The sequence below is a fragment of the Nocardia ninae NBRC 108245 genome (assembly GCF_007990755.1).
Classification (GTDB): Bacteria; Actinomycetota; Actinomycetes; order Mycobacteriales; family Mycobacteriaceae; genus Nocardia; species Nocardia ninae.
Map to the genome: position 1 here is coordinate 1 of NZ_BJXA01000032.1, position 16,458 is coordinate 16,458.

Sequence of the window (16,458 nt, forward strand, 5' to 3'; positions counted from 1 at the left end):
CCCGCCGCAGCCCCCACGGCGGTCCCCGCAACCCCGGAGGTCACTGTTCCCAGGACCGGTACCGGTATCACCGTGCCCACCAGAGCACCGGCGATTCCGCCTACGGTGCCACCAGCGAGAGCGCCCACAATCGCGCCGAGAGCCGCAGCCGGTGCGCCAGCGACGACCGCACCACCAGCACCACCGAGCGCGGCACCACCCAAGGTCGCACCGCTGACCCGATCTGACCGCCCGGCCGGGATACCGATCGAATCCAGGGCCGTCGCGACCTGCGCCTCAGCGCCTGCGGCAGTGTCGTTGATCGCGTCCGCGTACTCCGGAGGTAGCCAGTCCGGTCGCGGTGCCTCCCACTGTCCGATCCGAATTGTGTTCTCCGGTGGCTCGATCGGCGCTACCGGGGCCACGGGTTCGGGCAGGTGCAGGTCCTCGAGCGCGATCGGCTCCACCGGCTGGTCCGTTGATGGTGGCGGGCGGGTCCCGGACTCGTTGCGGATCTCGGGCGGCTGCGAGTAGTACAGCGGTTGGGTCGGGGCGGGTTCCGGGGGCGGAGGAGGAGGTGGGGTGGCGGTGCCCGGCTGCGTGGGACCGGTGACACCAGGCTGATCAGTGATCACTGCGGGCGCACCGATCGCCGCCGACAACACGACCGGCATCGCAGCGCCGGAACCGGATTCTGCGACTACGGCCGGACCCGCTACCGCGACCAGCACGATGACCATGGGCAGCGTGCTCGCGAGCACCGACCTACTTCCACGGGAAGCGTTCGAGCACAGCCGATTACGATTCCCAGGCTCGCTGATTCTGTCTCGCGAATGGGTTACACGGTGGCGTCGAGTGTTCAAAGAATTGGACATGCCAAATAGCCCTTCGTGGTGAAGGTGAAGATTTCGGGTGGGATGGGTTGCGTGTGATCTCGCGCTTGCGAAGCGCCTCCCAGGAGCGAATGCGCCACTGGGAGGCGACTTCTCAGGAGTTAGGTGTCAATGTCAGATGAACGGGAGAACGAGCGACAACACTTGCGCGGCGACAGACAGGCCGCTGGACGCCAGCGACAGTCCAGCATTTATCCACGCAAGTATCTGGAAGGGATCCAATGCGGTTTCCTTTCAATCGGTTTGGGACTTGCGCTTCTCATCCAAACCGGGAAACGACCTGCAATCTAGAGGTTTCACTATCCAACTTTTCGTTAACGATCAGTTCGTCAATTAGCAATAGCGGCCATACGCTGGGAGTTCGCGCCACCTTTGACGATAGGAACGTGACAGTATTTTCCTAGTGACATCATTTGCTGCACACCCGGCCAGACTGCCTACAGGCAACCGACAGCCAGACCCGGCTGGCACATGAGCCAAGGCCCGTGCCCCAGCGTCATCAGTGGCGCAGGCCGAGCGGTTCTCCCCTCGAGTCTCGAGCCATCACAACCGGTTGCATCGCAAGGCCGCAGGCCACGCACTCCCGGCCCACAAGACTGCGGTACCGGCGCAGTACACGGTCGATGCGCTGATCCGCGTGCCCGATCTCTATCGTCGGCACAACGCGGCACTGAGATCCGGATCAATGACCGGCTGTCATGCGCCATTCGCCGGGGTATTGCCCGTACCGTTGGCGAAAGCTTTCGCGAAAGGCACTGGCCGAACCGAAACCGGAGCCGAATGCTATCTGAGTGATAGTGCCGGTACCGATCTCGAGTCGACGCCTCGCTCGTTTCAGCCTGGTTTCGCGCAGCATTCTCGCGGGCGTGGTCGAAGCAGTTCTCAGCGCCTTGTGCAGCTGGCTCAACGAGCAGCAGAAGTGCTTCGCAATCGAATCGGGAGTGACGGTCGGATCATCGGAGTTGATTTCGATGTAGACCAGCACTTCCTGCGCCAGTCGCTCCAGCCTGGATAGCTCAGGGGCCTGGCGGTCATCGAGCGAACTCGCCAGAATCTGGCGCAGGTAGGCGTTGATCTGCGTGAAGTCGTTGCCCGTCATCGTCTCGCGATGCTCGACAAGCGAATTCACCATCCCGACGGCTGTCCCGAGCAGAGGGCGGTGCGCATCCATCTTCAGCGGCGGCTGGTCGGTGAGCATCGTGGCGATGGGATCGCTGTCAGGAATGCTGAGGACAACCGCCCGAGCGGTGTCGTCGTGAGCAACATCCATATCACGACCCATCGAGTACAGACCTACCTCGCCAGGTTCCAGCACAGTGACGTCGTCGTTCTGCCTCAGAGCCATACGACCTTCGCGCACGATAAGGAGCCGACCACTGCGGTCATCGTCGGTACGAACGTGCTGTTTGGTGCGACGGTAATTGATCATGGTGGAGGCGAACTCGATGAGCACATCATTGCCGCACTCCTGGACCCATGTCCGCCCGTTGAAGTCTCGGTGATCGCCGAAGTCGAAGCTCAAACCGATGCGACCTTGATTCTCCTGGACCCGCTCAGCCCAAAAATCGGACCGGTCGCCCTTGGGGACCCAAAGGGTGGACTCGCGCCGAAGTTCGTAGCGTTGGCTGGTCACGGTGCCCCTGTCCTATCTATCCTCCACACGGTTCAGGTAAGTCGATTCCAAGCACCGTTGCTTCGAACCAACCCCTCAGTCTGCCGCCGGTGCGCCGGTGCGTCCACCAGACGAACCCCGGGTGCAAAAATCCGGCACGCAATGTCGAAGAATCCGGCAATCCCTGACCCGCAGCATGAGAGCGCTGGCCCCAGCTCCGAGGCCAAACTGTGCAAAAATCCGGCACTTCCGTACGAGATCCCGGTCGATTTGCTCTCCGAAATCTGAATAGCATTGCGTGACAGTCGAATACAACCTGAGCTGAGCGCTCGCGACAGTTGGGCACTCCGGCCCTTTTCAGGAGATCTGATGAACGACCAAACCAGCCTCATCGTACTGGACCCCAACGGAACCGACATCCACGGCGAAGCTGCTCGCCTCCGTGCCCGCGGACCCCTGTCTCTGGTCGAGCTGCCCGGCGAGGTCCGGGCGTGGGCGATCACCGACCCCGAATTGCTCAAGAAACTCCTGGTCGACGCCCGAGTATCCAAGGACCCTCGCCAGCACTGGCCCGAGTTCATCAGCGGTGAAATCACTTCCGCGTGGCCGCTATACCCGTGGGTGTCGCCGGTCAACATGTTCAATGCCTACGGGTCAGATCACCGCCGACTGCGCAGAATCATCTCTCCCGCCTTCTCCTCGCGACGCACCGAGGACATGCGCGCCCGGATCGAAGCCATCACCCACGAGCTACTTTCCGAGCTCGCCGGCACTCCCCATGGCGAGTCGGTCGATCTACGTGAGGCTTTCGCCTACCCGTTACCTATCCGGGTGATCTCGGAGCTGGTGGGCGTACCCCACCACCTCTATCCACCCGTACGACGTTGCGCCGATGAACTTTTCGACACCTCACCGCGCACTTCGCAACAATCCGAAGCCAACAACGACCGGATATACGGCCTGTTCGCCGATCTGGTCGCCTACCGACGCGCCCACCCTGGCGACGACATGACCAGCCAGCTGATCGGTCATCGCGAACCCGACGGCTCCGGACTCAGCGAGCAGGAACTCATCGGCACTCTGCTGCTGGTGATCAGCGCTGGCCACGAAACCACCGTAAACCTGCTCGACCACGCGATCTTCGCCCTGCTAACCCACCCCGACCAGCACGGTGCCCTGCGAGCCGACCAAGCCTGCTGGGCCGACGTAGTCGAGGAGACACTTCGCCTCGAAGCACCCGCCGCTTATGTTCCCCTGCGCTACGCGGTCGCAGACATCAACATCGACGGAGTCATCATCGCCCAAGGCGACCCGATCCTGGTCTCCTACGCCGCAGTCAACCGCGACCCGCGCACTTACGGCCCCGACGCTGACCACTTCGACATCCACCGAACCAACAAGGCCCACATGTCTTTCGGGTACGGCGTCCACCGTTGCCTCGGCGCCCCTTTGGCTCGACTAGAAGCCACCATCGCACTACCCGCACTGTTCGACCGATTCCCCAACATGCGCCTGGCTGCCGACAACACCGCACAACTGGCCACCATCAACAGCTTCATCTCCAACGGACACACCACCCTCCCGGTCCACCTCACCTGAACCCCGGCCGCCACGAATCGCCGAACGGTTCCGGCGGGGCCGCGACTTACACCAGTGCCCGAAGCCCCGCCGGAGTTGCCGCCCGGTACCCCCACACCGAAACGCTGCCTACTTTTGCTCGCCTCCCGCCCGCCTCGCGAAACCAGATGAAAGGAGAGGCTCCGCATGGTCCACCGTCCATACCGTGCACGTACCACCGTGCCACGACCGACCATCCCTACGTTGGGAACCACCTTGCGATTGATCCGTGAAGGCTTAGGGCTGACACGCCTGACCGCCCACGAGTGCCACGGCATCAGCTACTCCTACCTCTACGAAATCGAGGCGGGCAAGCGAACACCGAAGCTCGAGACTTTGGACGCGCTCGCCTCCGGTTACGGCTATGACGTCGACTCGCTCCTAACACGCCACCTCCGCGAACTACGTTCTCCCCCAGCAGATCTGATGCCAACACAACGACTCCGCGAACGAGTGACCTCGAACCGCGACTGGATGAGCCATCTCGACGACCTTCAGCAGCGCGGCGATCTCGCCGCATACCTCGACCCGTTCTGGAATGTCTTGGCCTGCAACGAACTCTTCCTATCGGCAATGCCCGGTCTCGAGAAGACGTGCTCGATCGCCGAGTGGCTGTTCAGCCCCATCGCACAGGAAGTCTGGGTCGACTGGGAGAAGGAGGCCGCATGGAATATCGCCTACATCAAAGCAATCCTCGGCCGCTATCGACGCTCCCAACAAGCCCGCGACCTCCTACGCCATCTCGGCCCCAATAACGAATTTCGTCGCATGTGGGCATCAAGTGTCGACGTGAACTACGGCCGCGACAGCGACTCCCTGCTCCACGTCCGACACCCCCCGAACAACGAAATCGTGTCCTACTGGCTCAGCTTCGCTCCCATGGTCGAGGACATGACCATCTTGCTCACAACCGCAATCCCAAAGCCCTACGCCGGTCCCCGAAACCCCAGCACACCCGAAAGCCCGACACGGGCCACCGACACGCTGTAAAACCGACTCAGCCCCGTGTCAAGTCGACTAACGATACGTTCAAGTCGGATGAACCCCGGACGCTACGACCTTGACGGGGGATACTGGCCTGTTCGGGCCATGACGAGAAGGGGTAGATGTGGGCGAAGTTAGGGCGTACACGAAGGCTGAGCTTGAGCAGATAGAACAGGACCAACAGGACCCGAAGTGGCTGGAATGGCTCAAGCCCGAGAATATGAACGCGCAGCTTGACGCGTTCCTGAACGAGACTGCTCCGGACATGCCTGACAATCCTTGGACGGTTGAGGGATTGGATCATGTCGAGCGGTTCGTGCTGGAACGATTCTCGACAGTGGATGAGGCCATGCTTTCGGAGAATCATCGAGTGGCGGACCAGTTGACCCGATTTATCGGTGAAGTGTTCCGCAGGAATTTTGAGGGACGCTGGTTCAATGTTCCGAGCATGAATGGCGGCCGTTATATGAGCTTTGGTCCCGCAATCCGACATGAGTGGGTTGACGCGTATCTGGACGTTGCCAATTTGACGACCGCTACCGTGCATCGGAATTGGGGAGATTACCTTTCTGGGATCTTCTCGAACAGTCAGGAGGCTTATCGGAAGTGGGTCGCATCCGGTCGGCCACCTCTGATCGAGTGACCCAGCCTGATCTCTAGCTGTGCAAGGCTCTGGGGGAGCCATGAGTTATGAATGGAACGACAGGCTAGAAACGGACTACACCCGATATGTCGGCGGGAAATGGTTTCAAGGGCTCAATGCCAGGGATCGTGAGGGCTACCGCAAGTCCAGGGATCAATGGAAGCGTTCTCGAGATATGGGCAACCGGTTCCGCGACGGCATGGCTCTGCTGCGCGGTCAGACACCAGAGCGCGGCTACGAGAAGGAAGTACGCCACGATACGCCCAAAGGTCCCAGGGTTCACGATGTGGCTAATGTGTTGCTCCGAGACGGGAACGAGTATAAAGCGGGCAGGGTCGATAAGGAGAAGGCGCTTCCACAGCTCGAAAAAGAGGAGCACTTACTCAAGCTGGGTTATCAAATAAATTGGACAGTAGTCCAAGGCGCTAGGGTTGACCGTGAGGTACTCGACAGATTCCAGGAATTAAATAAGAAATGGGGCCGTCAGTTCGATGTCCAGGAAATCACTCGTGAGCAGCGGCGTCTAGCGCTCACGATCGGTAAGCATCTCGAGAAGCAGAAGCGGGCCAAGGAGAAAGAGGCCCGAGCGCTGGAGAGGGCAGAGAAGGAACGGCAGCGTGTAGCGCAGCAGAAAGCTGTCGAGCTGGCGAAGGAACGTGCTGAGCAAAACCGCAAAATGCAGCAGTTTCGGGAAGCTGCCGCGCGGGGGCGGGCCGATGCCCCTGAACGAGTAGCGCAGGAACGGAAAACGCTGGACGTACTCCAGCGGGTAGCGCGGGAACGCGCAGCATCGGAAGCCGAACGGGACCGGGTCGCAAGGGAATCCGCCGAACGGGTGGCGAGAGAATTCCCATTCCCAGCGCCTAGCCAGTCCCAGGAGCGAGAAACTGTCGAGATTGGTGGCCGAGTTGCTTCCGAGCTGGCCGACGCGGCCAGCGTCGAACGGGAAGCGGCAGAACGTGAAGCCACGAAAGAACGCGAGCGCGCCGCCAAGTTGTCGGAGCTGAACAAGGCGCGAGACGCTGCATTCAAGGAGCGCCAAAGCCGTATGACGGAGGCGGAAAGGCTCGCCTGGTTAGGGCAGGCAGTTCACCCGCAAGGGGCGGTACTGGAGCCGCCCGGCCATGCGCCGGGGGTTGAGCGCGGCGGTACAGGGCAAGGACCGGACCGTACTCGAGGCATAACACGTGATGGCCGTTAGCTACTCGCTGCCCAAGGCCCTGGGGTAGGCGCCCCACCCCCGGCAATTTGGTATGCGTTCCATATAGCAGGAGCGAGACTGTACGGGCTTCGAGGTTTGCTTGGGTCCCAGTGATTTAGCCGAACACAGCCTAATTTGGATCCGACACGCACGGTGGGGCTGTAAAGCCATGCTTGCCCGTCGTGGTTGTACCGACGTGGACCTCACTGTTGACAGCCTCGGGGCGCGTAGCACAGAGGTAGCGTTCACGTGCCGCGGCGAGCTGTTCCAGGATCGGACCGGATTGTGGCTCTCCCGCTTCCTCCCAAACCGTAGCCGCACCCCGGAACTCGGCCCTGGCCTGCTCGTACTCCTCCGACCCCGCCCACGGGCGGTCGGTGGACGCCAACCGCAATACGGGTGTGTCGCCATCACCACCGTTGCCGTTACTGGTGCCGTTGCTGGTGTTCGCTCGGCGGTCGGCCAGCCAGCGCTCGAGATGAACCAGCGCCGCCCCCGACACCACTGATTCGTGCTCGTTCGCGCTGAACAACTCCCACCCGTAGGGCGGGGTATTCCGGCGACGTATCCCGTACCCCGCACGGGCGGCTTCGATGGTCACCCGCCGCCGCAGAACCTCGAAGATCCCCACGCTCACAGCACCCGCTTCGATCGGAGCTTGGTCAGGTAGTCAGGGTCGAGATCGGCGGTGTCATCGACCACCCGCATACCGATCCACGGGCACGCACCCGGAACCGTCCCCTCGTGCAAACTGATCTTCCCGTCGACAAGGGGAACCATCCCCGAACAAAGAATCGAAGGGCAGCGGACCTTGAACAGTCGACCCGCCCCGTCGTGCATTCCAACTCCACAGTGCGACAACTTTATCCACGGCTCGCACTCGCAGTCCCGGACCGCGCTCGAGGTGTCCTCACTCATGCTGACTTTTTTCCTGCCGGGCCGCAGTCAGGCGCGCGGCACCTTCACAGGACGCCCCTCCGTCGATTGAGGGTGGAGAGTCGAGACCCTGTTCCAGGGGTTGCAACCTGCCTGCGGGCCATGTGTCTCTGTCGTCCACGACACGCAACCCGGACCAGGCACACGTGCCGCCGAGCTTGTTCATGTGCGGCACGATGCGCCCGTCGAGCAAAGCGACCCACTCCAGCGCACACCACAACGACCGGCACGACACGAACTCAATATCGCCCGAGTCGTCGTTGATGCGTACGGCACCGCATTGCGAAAGATTCAGCCATGGCTCGCCCCCGCATTCGCATACATGCCTCGGCCGACGATAGCTCACATGGAATACCCCATTGCGGCTCCACGTTTTCCAGGTTTTTCGGTGAAAAATCATGATCACAGCCCTTCCTACAGTCCTTCGTCGGGCAGGCGCGGTAATCGTGTTTGCCGCGCCAAGGGTTACCTCGACTGCGTCGATCAGATGGTGTTGGTGTGAGATTCGCTGCTACGCAGCAGGTGTCGCACGAGGGGCTCGATCGTCTCGGCGGCGTCAGGGTCGTCGCGACCGATGGTCATGCCGAGTACCGTTGCCGCCAGGCAGATCGCGATCGTGTCCGGCTCGACGGCGAGTTTGTGGCCCATGGCCGCAGCGGTGGCGGTCAACACCGAGCTGGACGTGGTGGTGAGGCGGGTGAACCGTTGTGAGGTGCTCGAGCAACTGCCGCGTTCGCCCGGGTGCCGCCTGCGGTCGGTTGCCAGTGCCACTTCCACCCGCAGCCATCTCGGGTCCCGGACGAGTGTCTCGATCCAGCTGGTTACCAGTTGGACGAATTCTTCGAAGGTCCTGAGGTGCCCGTCGTGTTGTAGTGCTGCTAGCTGGCGGGTGGTCCGGGTGATGGCAAGCTCGCACACTCGGTCGAGCACGGCGCTGGCCAGGTCGGCTTTGCTGGGGAAGTGGCGGTATACCGCGCCTCGGGTGTATCCGGCGTATTGGGCGATGCGATCGCTGCTCACGGCGGTGTAGCCGGGATCGGCGAGCAGCCGGGTGGCGGCAGCGAGCAGATGGCGACGGGTGCGGTGCGGCTGGCCGGTACGGATAGGGCGGGGGCGGTTGGTCGGCATCAGCGGTGCTGGCTTTCGCGGTCGGCGGGTGATCGGTGACTTGGGTTGTTGTCGCTCGCGGCGGGGCGGGTGGTCGCGGTGTCGCTGCCCGGACTGTCCGGCGACACCGGTTTCGGCGGGAACACCCCTGCGGCCTCGGGTAGGCGCACCCGCCCCGCTCGCACGTCAGCGACCAGGTGGTTGAACGCCTCGATGCACCACAACAATTCGGCGGCGTCGCGATCGGCATGGGCTGGGTCTTGCCGCCGCAGCGCGTAGAGCACGTATTTCCACACCAGCCAGGCCGCCCAGTCGCCGTAGGACGACGGGCTGATCAGCGAATCAGGTTCGGGAACAATCATTTTCGTGTGACCGCTCGCTTCGTGGTCGAGCATGTACACCGCGAGATTGAGCAACTTGTCGAGCTCGGTCTTGTCCTGTGGCTGCTGCTGGTAGGCATAGCGCCACATGCCCACCAACTCCCGCACGCACCGCAGCAGCGCCGTGCTCGGTTCGGCGACCCCGGCACACACCCGCAGAAACGGTCCCGCATCCGGTAGCGGCTGGCCGCCGGTGGCCTCGACGGGGGGCAGGCTCACGGCGATCGGTCGATCCGGGCTCAAGCCATAGACGGTGTACACGGGTCGGTCATCGGGCATGGGGGATAGGGCCTTTCGGATTGGGAGGTTGCTGGGGCGAGGCGATAGGTGCGCAGGACGCGGCGGTGGGCTAGTCCCAGAGGTCGGCGCACGGCAATGACGGCAGATCAGGGTGGACCTCGTCGTCCACGCTCACCACGAATTCCGGGCAGCCCCGGGCCAGTTCCTCGGCGACATTGGCGGCCTGCTCGGCCGACGCGGCGAAATCCAGTTTCAGCGCACCGGATTCGATGTGAATGTGCCGGATACGACGAGGCGGGGTGCTGGGCCGCATCTGCCATCACACCCCCGCGATTTCGGTTGTCCGGTAGAGCGCGATCTCATTCGCGTGGCTGGGGCTGGTTCCGTCCAGACGGCAACCGATCTTCTCCGCGAGGCCGGCCTCGACCTCGAGTACCTCGGCCAAGCCCTGCACGAGTGCGTCGTGCTTGCTCCGCAACCAACCCTCGACATCCTCATCGGACAGCGCGCTCATCGCACACTCCCCGCATTGGGAACGTGCGATGGCCAGTGATGCCCACGCGGATAGGTCTGCTCGGGGGTGACCAAGACACACAGTTCGGTGATCGCGTGCTCACCTCCGGCGAGATGCTCGAGACCCGCGGCGAGCACGGCCTCGGCCTTGGCCGCGCGGATGTAGTCGGCCATCAGCGCGTTGTGCGTCTGCGCGTCACCGCTGTGGTCGAACTCGATTACCGACATCAGGAAATAGCCGTGCGTGGCGGCCATCAGCCTCAGCGTGCCGCCGTACAAGCGGGAGAACTGGGGCGAGGGGGTGAGCCGAAGACACCCGATAGCGATGGGTTGCATGGGCTCACCGCCTCAGCGGCGACAGGCAAGCACGAGTCGCCTCGACAACTAACACCCCTGACGGCCGGAATCCGCTGCTGGGCTCTCGCACCCACTCTCGACGCCCGATCTCCGAACCGAAAGGCGACGGCAACGCGACCTCGTAACCGACCGGAACGACCGAGACGTGATGGCGAAACAATTCGGCGAGCAACGCCGCCGCACGGGGTATGTCCGGGTGCACCAGAAACCACCACCGTTTCGAGCGCGGGTGCGAAACGATAGGTACGACCTGCTCCTTGTCGGGGACGAGCAGGCCCGCTCTGACCCGTGTGCCGAGGTGGGCGGGCATCATGACCGCCCCGACGCTGCCGACGGTGAACACGACCCGTGCCAAGTCAGGCCGCACTCGGGCGGGCAACCCGCACGTGACTTGATAGAACCGGCGCTGTGACTCCAGCGCTGCGGCCCGGTTGTCAGGGAGAAGCTCGCTGTTTCCCATGCCGGGTCACTCGGTCCCGGCCGCTGGTGATGGCTGGCCGCAATCCGGTTCGACCATGCGGACTTTCAGCTCGGCAACACCCTGCGCACGCGGCAGCCCCTCGACCTTCTCTCGGACTTCACTGGTAATCCAGCCGCTCGTTTCCATCTCCGCGAGCAGCCCGGCGAACTCCTCAAGTGTGGGCATGTTCGCCTCGTAGAACAGGATCTTGCCGGTCACCCCGTCCGCCTTCCTGGGCGGCGGCGGCCCACCAGCCGAGAACTGGGCAACCTGCTCCGGGGTGCCGAATTGCTCAAGATGAAACAACTCCGCGTAGTAGCTCTGCTGCGGCGTCATGTCGTCGCGGCTCTCTTCGTCTTCCGAACCCATCGCCTACGCCTCCTCGCTCGTCGGTTGAACGCACCTGACACCCCAGGTGTGTGGTGTGTTGGAGTGCAGCCGACGGCAGCTTCTCGACAGGCGTCCGGGGTGGTCGGGGGCGACCGGGACGAGGTCCGACGTCGGGTACCCACTTACGGTGGCCCGTGTCACAATGGGTGATGCGCACAAACTGTGCGCCTATTCCCCAGCCCCTACCTCTGGACTTGCATCATGAGTGGCGACAACGAATTCGGCCGACGCCTACGACGATCACGGGAGCAGGCGGGCATGACCCGGCCAGTGCTCGGCGGACTCGCCGGACGATCGGCGAGCTGGGTTAGGCACCTGGAAGAGGGGCGTCTCAAACAGCCCCGCTTGCCGATGTTGATCAAGCTGGCCGAGATCCTCGATATCCCCGACCTGACGCAGCTCACCGGCGACGAGCCATTGACGCGGTCACTGTATTCGAAGGCATCTCACGACAAGCTGCCTTTGGTCACAGAGGCATTGGTCTCGTATCCGACGTCGCCGCGCAGCTCGGAGGAGGACCTGACGCCGGAGGCAATCTCGGCGAGAACGCGCCAAGCATGGGCGCTGTGGCACGGGGCCGCATACCAACGTTCGGCAATAGCGACGATCCTCCCCGACCTACTGCGCGATGTCCGAGTCTCGGTGCGTCAGATGGACGGCAACGACCGGCGCAAAGCCCAGGCCACCCTTGCGCAGGTCTACCACCTGACGCAGCTTTATCTCTCGTTCCAGCCACCCGCATCCCTCATCCTGATGTCAGGTGACCGGGCGATGACTGCGGCGCAGGATGCGGACAATCCTCACGCGATGGCCGCTGCTGCCTGGTATGTCAACCACGTCTATCGGGACGCGGGCGAAGAGACCGAAGCTCGGGTCGATCTGGCGCGACAGATGTGCGAGCTGCTGAATCCAGAAAAGGAGGGCGACGATCTCGCGATGTGGGGTCTGCTTCGCCTAGCGATGGCGCTGTCGTACGCGAAGATTGGGCGTGAAGGCGATGCATTGCACCATTGGGACGAGGCCGATCGCGCTGCGAAGGCGCTTGGAGAGAACTATGTTCACCCGTGGCTGATGTTCGGGCAGCCGATGGTGGACGCCTACATGATCACCATTCAGGCAGACCTCATGCACAGTGGCTACGCGATCCGGCAGGCCGCCAAAGTCGACCTGACCAAGATGCCGTCGGCGACCCGCAGAAGCTTCCATACCTCGGAAACGGCACGGGCACACTACATGCGTGAGGAGCCCCTCGCCGCAGTCTCGTTGCTCACCAAAGCGAGCAACGAATCCCCTGATACGTTCGGGTTCTCGCTGTTCGCCAGGTCCGTGGTGCCCGATCTGGTCGAGAATGGCGGTGAGACAGTTCGGCGGGACGCCGAGAAGTTGGCCGCCAAGCTGGGGCTCGATGTCTGACGTCAGCACAGATACGACCCTGACCGCTTGTAGCTATTCGGCTATCGGTCGAAACATTGCATGGGTTCGCAGTGTGGTGCGGGTTGGCCGACCGGTTGTAGCTACTCGGCTACTGGCAGTCCCTTAGTGGCCCTCGGTGTCAGAACCTCAACGCGGTGTGACGCGATGTACTCGTCGCGTTGGCTCAAAAATTGGCGAGTATGCGGCTGGCGCTCATGCTCGTCGAACGCTTCCCGGTCGCGATACACCTCGTAGAAGATCCGTGAGAGAGGCTCTTCCTCAACAGTGTGGGTCGCGTAGACGAGAGTGCCGGGTTCGGATTCAGCGATGCGCGCAACGGTCTCGGCGACGAGCTGGTCAAAACCCGCCGCCTTCTCGGCGTCGATCAGACTGAACTTCACCACGAGTGCAAACATCGACTGACCGTATCTGATTAGTCACGCTCCAAACTGCGGGTGTTGGTTCTCGTTGACTTCGTCGGCTTGCCCAGCGCGAGAAGGACGGCTCTGCGTCCACTCGTGGCGTCAAGTCGTGCCAGCGTTGGCACTGGCCCCAGCAGATGGCGGCGTGCGCGGCGTGGTTGCTGCTCATATGACGCGGCTTGTCATCAATCCCGCCATTTAATGGCTGACGTCTACCAACGACATCCACACGCGCCAACGGTAGCCACCAACATCACAGCCGGTGCTGGTCAAGATTTCGCCGTATCAGCTGGTCAGGAACTTATGCAATCAACCACATCAACGCTGGGAGGTCCTTGACAACGACACCAACCGGAAGCTAGTTGATGTAAGTACATGGAGTTACCCATGTGCTTTCGATATCAGTTGTCCCGTGGTGTTCTGTGGAGTCTATTCGCGTGGACATGGCGGGTTGCGGTGAGTGGCCGCGGCCGTGTCCTGTGGCACAAGCGGACCCGATGGACTATTACGCACTGAGATGCGACCTCCAGCTGCGGCGACAGTGTCAGATCCGCCGTGCTGGCGGGCTCGAATTCCCTGCCGAAGGTGCTGCTCCGCTGTGTCAGAGCTCGGGTCGGGCGAGGGACCGCAGGGTGCGGATAGCGGGACGAAGGTGGTGGAGTAGGGGGGTCGCCGAGATCGGGGCGGCTTCAGGGTGGCCTTCGTGCGCGGCGAGGTTGGCGGCGAGCGAGTGGGCCCGGGCGGCGGATGCGGCGGCCCAAGCGGGGGTGTGGCCCGCGGCGAGCAGGGCGCCGATGATGCCGGAGAGGACGTCGCCCGCGCCTGCGGTGGCGGCCCAGGATGCGCCTGCCTCGTTGACGAGGACAGGGGCATCGGGGGTGGCGACGACGGTGGCTCGGCCCTTCAGCAGGACGGTGAGCCGCCAGTCCTCGGCGAGTGCGCGCGCCGCTGCTACTCGGTCCGCGCCGATTTCCGCGCCGGTCAGCCGGGCGAATTCGCCTGCGTGCGGGGTCAATACGGTCGGGGCCGAGCGTCCGCGTACCAGCTCGGGTTCTGCCGCGAGCATGGTGAGGCCGTCGGCGTCCACCACGACGGGCAGGTCGGTGGCGAGGATCTCGGTGAGCCGTTTGCGGGCGTCGGCGTCGGTGCCCGCGCCCGGACCGAACACCCAGGCCTGGACCCGGCCGACCTCCGAGACGTGCTGGGTGGCAATGACTTCCGGGAACTCGGCGAGCACGTCGGCGCTGCCGGTTCCGGCGTAGCGGACCATGCCCGAGGTCGCCAGCACCGCGGCACCGGTGCACAACACCGCGGCACCCGGATAGTCGGCACTGCCCGCGCAGACGCCGGTGACGCCCTGGGTGTACTTGTCGTCGTGCTCGTCCGGCACCGGCCAGCTCGCGCCGATCGACGCGGGCGCCGGCGCCGCCAGCTTCGGCTCCGGCAGCTGTAAACCGATGGGCACCAGTTCGATTCGCCCGCAGTGCGGCGCGGCTAGCACGTGCACCGGCTTGTACGCACCGAACGCGACGGTGACGGCGGCGCGGACGGCCGGGCCGGTGATCGCGCCGGTATCCGGATCCACCCCGCTGGGCAAATCCGCGGCAACGATCGGGACCTCCAGTGCGGCAACGAGTTCCGCGGCGTCCGGACGCAACGCACCGTGACCGGAGATGCCGACGATGCCGTCGATCACCAAGTCGGGCGCGCCGACCTCGTCGCGCACCCGTCCACCAGCCTTGCGCAGCGCCGCAAGACCTTTCGCATGGGCGCGGTCCGGGTTCAGCAGTACTGCGGTCACCGCGACCCCCCGGCGGCGCAGCATCGATCCGGCCCACAGCGCGTCGCCGCCGTTGTCGCCGGAGCCGACGAGCAGGGTGACCGAGCGTCCGGCGACCCCGCCGGTGCGCACCCGCAGCTCGCCCGCGACGACGGTGGCCAGGCCGTGGGCCGCGCGCTGCATGGGGACACCGTCCGGCACCCGGGTGAACAGCTCGGCCTCGGCCGCGCGCACTTCGTCGGCGGTGAAATAGCCCCGCTGCGTGGACATGGGCGATCCTCCACTGGGTTGTTCGGCACTGCTTGTCGATCACCGCGGGTGTGCCGAGGCGCCGAGAGCGCCGCGCAGGCCCGCAACTCCAGCAGACTACGCTTGGCCATCATGTCTATGGTCAAGCGCCGTGCCAGGTCAACGCAGGTAGTCACCGGATGCGCGCTGGTCGCGGCGCTGCTGGTAGCCGGGTGCGGTGGCGGCGACACGGATTCCGCCGCGACCACCACGAAGCGGTCACCGCAGTCGACGACCTCGGCCACGACGCCGCCGGGCGATACGAAACCGGCCGCCGTCACGGTCGCGGTGGACGACATGAAGTTCGCCCCCGCCGAGATCACCGTCAAGACCGGGGACACCGTCACCTGGCATTTTGCCGACAAGGCCCCGCACACCGTGCAAGGCATCGGCGACAAGGCCATGGGCCTCAACAGCCCCATCATCGACAAGGGCGACTGGAGCTACACCTTCACCGTCCCGGGCACCTACCGCTACCTCTGCTCGCTGCATCCCGAGATGCGCGGCACCATCACCGTTCAGTAGTCCAGGACTGCGCCACGTCCCACCCGACGCCTGACCGCGCGGCCGGCGTCGAGCGGGCAAGGCACTCTGCCTCGCGAGACCGCTTCACGGCTTGCGCCGAGCGGGACCAGGTTGCGCAGAGTTGTTCCGCCAGACAGGGTCAGACGGGTCGGTATTGCCGAGTGCGCGGACTGCGCGCCGAGCTGGTGTTGAGCGCTTCGACGGCCGCCACCAGCGGTGCCAGCTCGGGATCGGCGGCGGCTTGACCGAGGGCACTCGCGAGCGCGGCGTCGTGGGTCGGCCTGGCCTGTTCCAGCAGCGTCAGACCCGGCGGGGTGACGTCGGTGTAGATGCCGCGACGGTCGTCGGGGCACAGGTAGCGCTGCAGCAACCCGCGGTCCTCCAGCCGGGTGACCAGGCGGGTCGTCGCGCTCTGACTCAGCACGACCGCCTCGGCGACCTGGTTCATCCGTAGGTGACCGCCCGGCCCGTCGTGCTGCCGGCTGAGCACGACCAGCAGCGAGTACTCGCGGACGCTCAGATCGTGGCCTGCCTGTAGCGCCCGTTCGATGTGCGCCTCGATCCGATCGTGCAGCAGCGAGAGTGCGTACCAGCCATCGGCCAAGCCGGTCAGGGCGGCATCCGCGGTCATTGCGTTCCTTCCGCGTAGGGATTGTCCCTCCAGGGTAGATGACTATCGCGATAGCCCGCGCTTGCAATTATCGCGCGTCTGCAATTA

Annotated in this window: 19 protein-coding genes and 1 pseudogene; 6 read left to right on the plus strand and 14 right to left on the minus strand. The window is 63.9% G+C overall.

All coding sequences use genetic code 11. The features are described from left to right. Together NN4_RS22590 and NN4_RS22595 are read right to left on the minus strand one after the other, a co-directional pair. Positions 1 to 740, minus strand: a pseudogene (locus tag NN4_RS22590) (insoluble domain protein); the annotation flags it as partial. An 814-nt stretch (positions 741 to 1,554) separates the two neighbouring features. Then, entirely contained in the window at positions 1,555 to 2,505 is a 951-nt protein-coding gene (locus tag NN4_RS22595) for a helix-turn-helix transcriptional regulator (RefSeq protein ID WP_147134834.1), read from the minus strand. Positions 2,506 to 2,853: 348 nt separating this feature from the next. Between NN4_RS22595 and NN4_RS22600 the strand changes: the two genes are divergently transcribed. The 4 genes from NN4_RS22600 to NN4_RS22615 all read left to right on the plus strand — a co-directional run bounded on the left by NN4_RS22600 (position 2,854) and on the right by NN4_RS22615 (position 6,929). Then, positions 2,854 to 4,083 (plus strand): cytochrome P450 family protein, encoded by a 1,230-nt coding sequence (locus NN4_RS22600; protein ID WP_147134837.1) that lies wholly within the window; start codon positions 2,854 to 2,856, stop codon positions 4,081 to 4,083. A gap of 222 nt (positions 4,084 to 4,305) precedes the next feature. After that, complete coding sequence (locus NN4_RS22605; protein ID WP_186818573.1) at positions 4,306 to 5,091, plus strand: helix-turn-helix domain-containing protein; 786 nt, start codon at positions 4,306 to 4,308, stop codon at positions 5,089 to 5,091. Between the two features lie 118 nt (positions 5,092 to 5,209). Next, positions 5,210 to 5,728, plus strand: a complete 519-nt coding sequence (locus NN4_RS22610; protein ID WP_147134843.1) for a hypothetical protein — start codon at positions 5,210 to 5,212, stop codon at positions 5,726 to 5,728. A 40-nt stretch (positions 5,729 to 5,768) separates the two neighbouring features. Continuing rightward, entirely contained in the window at positions 5,769 to 6,929 is a 1,161-nt protein-coding gene (locus NN4_RS22615; protein ID WP_147134846.1) for a coiled-coil domain-containing protein, read from the plus strand. A gap of 130 nt (positions 6,930 to 7,059) precedes the next feature. On the opposite strand, the gene NN4_RS22620 is transcribed toward NN4_RS22615, so the two are convergent. The 9 genes from NN4_RS22620 to NN4_RS22660 all read right to left on the minus strand — a co-directional run bounded on the left by NN4_RS22620 (position 7,060) and on the right by NN4_RS22660 (position 11,291). After that, positions 7,060 to 7,560, minus strand: coding sequence for a hypothetical protein (locus tag NN4_RS22620; RefSeq protein ID WP_147134849.1), 501 nt, complete (start codon positions 7,558 to 7,560; stop codon positions 7,060 to 7,062). A gap of 2 nt (positions 7,561 to 7,562) precedes the next feature. After that, entirely contained in the window at positions 7,563 to 7,709 is a 147-nt protein-coding gene (locus tag NN4_RS45100) for a hypothetical protein (RefSeq protein ID WP_186818574.1), read from the minus strand. Between the two features lie 130 nt (positions 7,710 to 7,839). After that, entirely contained in the window at positions 7,840 to 8,271 is a 432-nt protein-coding gene (locus NN4_RS22625; RefSeq protein ID WP_147134852.1) for a hypothetical protein, read from the minus strand. A gap of 77 nt (positions 8,272 to 8,348) precedes the next feature. Next, the gene (locus NN4_RS22630; protein WP_147134854.1) at positions 8,349 to 8,993 is read right to left on the minus strand and encodes a TetR family transcriptional regulator; all 645 of its coding nucleotides are present in this window, start codon (positions 8,991 to 8,993) and stop codon (positions 8,349 to 8,351) included. Then, entirely contained in the window at positions 8,993 to 9,595 is a 603-nt protein-coding gene (locus NN4_RS22635; RefSeq protein ID WP_147134856.1) for a hypothetical protein, read from the minus strand. Before NN4_RS22635 ends, NN4_RS22630 begins: the two co-directional genes overlap by 1 nt. Before the next feature lie 106 nt (positions 9,596 to 9,701). After that, positions 9,702 to 9,905 (minus strand): hypothetical protein, encoded by a 204-nt coding sequence (locus NN4_RS22640; RefSeq protein ID WP_147134859.1) that lies wholly within the window; start codon positions 9,903 to 9,905, stop codon positions 9,702 to 9,704. Positions 9,906 to 9,911: 6 nt separating this feature from the next. Continuing rightward, on the minus strand, positions 9,912 to 10,106 hold the full coding sequence (locus tag NN4_RS22645; RefSeq protein WP_147134863.1) for a hypothetical protein: 195 nt from the start codon (positions 10,104 to 10,106) through the stop codon (positions 9,912 to 9,914). Beyond that, complete coding sequence (locus NN4_RS22650; protein ID WP_147134866.1) at positions 10,103 to 10,360, minus strand: hypothetical protein; 258 nt, start codon at positions 10,358 to 10,360, stop codon at positions 10,103 to 10,105. The genes NN4_RS22645 and NN4_RS22650 overlap by 4 nt, the downstream gene beginning before the upstream one ends. A 568-nt stretch (positions 10,361 to 10,928) precedes the next feature. Next, complete coding sequence (locus tag NN4_RS22660; protein WP_147134872.1) at positions 10,929 to 11,291, minus strand: hypothetical protein; 363 nt, start codon at positions 11,289 to 11,291, stop codon at positions 10,929 to 10,931. A 222-nt stretch (positions 11,292 to 11,513) separates the two neighbouring features. Between NN4_RS22660 and NN4_RS22665 the strand changes: the two genes are divergently transcribed. Next, the gene (locus NN4_RS22665) at positions 11,514 to 12,725 is read left to right on the plus strand and encodes a helix-turn-helix domain-containing protein (protein WP_147134876.1); all 1,212 of its coding nucleotides are present in this window, start codon (positions 11,514 to 11,516) and stop codon (positions 12,723 to 12,725) included. Between the two features lie 101 nt (positions 12,726 to 12,826). On the opposite strand, the gene NN4_RS22670 is transcribed toward NN4_RS22665, so the two are convergent. Together NN4_RS22670 and NN4_RS22675 are read right to left on the minus strand one after the other, a co-directional pair. Continuing rightward, a complete protein-coding gene (locus NN4_RS22670; RefSeq protein WP_147134879.1) occupies positions 12,827 to 13,141 on the minus strand; it encodes a putative quinol monooxygenase in 315 nt (104 codons plus the stop codon). A 607-nt stretch (positions 13,142 to 13,748) separates the two neighbouring features. Continuing rightward, entirely contained in the window at positions 13,749 to 15,197 is a 1,449-nt protein-coding gene (locus NN4_RS22675) for an NAD(P)H-hydrate dehydratase (protein ID WP_147134882.1), read from the minus strand. Between the two features lie 111 nt (positions 15,198 to 15,308). Between NN4_RS22675 and NN4_RS22680 the strand changes: the two genes are divergently transcribed. Next, positions 15,309 to 15,740, plus strand: a complete 432-nt coding sequence (locus tag NN4_RS22680) for a cupredoxin domain-containing protein (RefSeq protein ID WP_228540937.1) — start codon at positions 15,309 to 15,311, stop codon at positions 15,738 to 15,740. Between the two features lie 139 nt (positions 15,741 to 15,879). Here NN4_RS22680 and NN4_RS22685 read toward each other — a convergent pair whose 3' ends face one another. After that, positions 15,880 to 16,371: a MarR family winged helix-turn-helix transcriptional regulator gene (locus tag NN4_RS22685; RefSeq protein WP_107654246.1), complete on the minus strand. Its 492-nt coding sequence runs from the start codon at positions 16,369 to 16,371 to the stop codon at positions 15,880 to 15,882. Positions 16,372 to 16,458 lie beyond the last annotated feature (87 nt).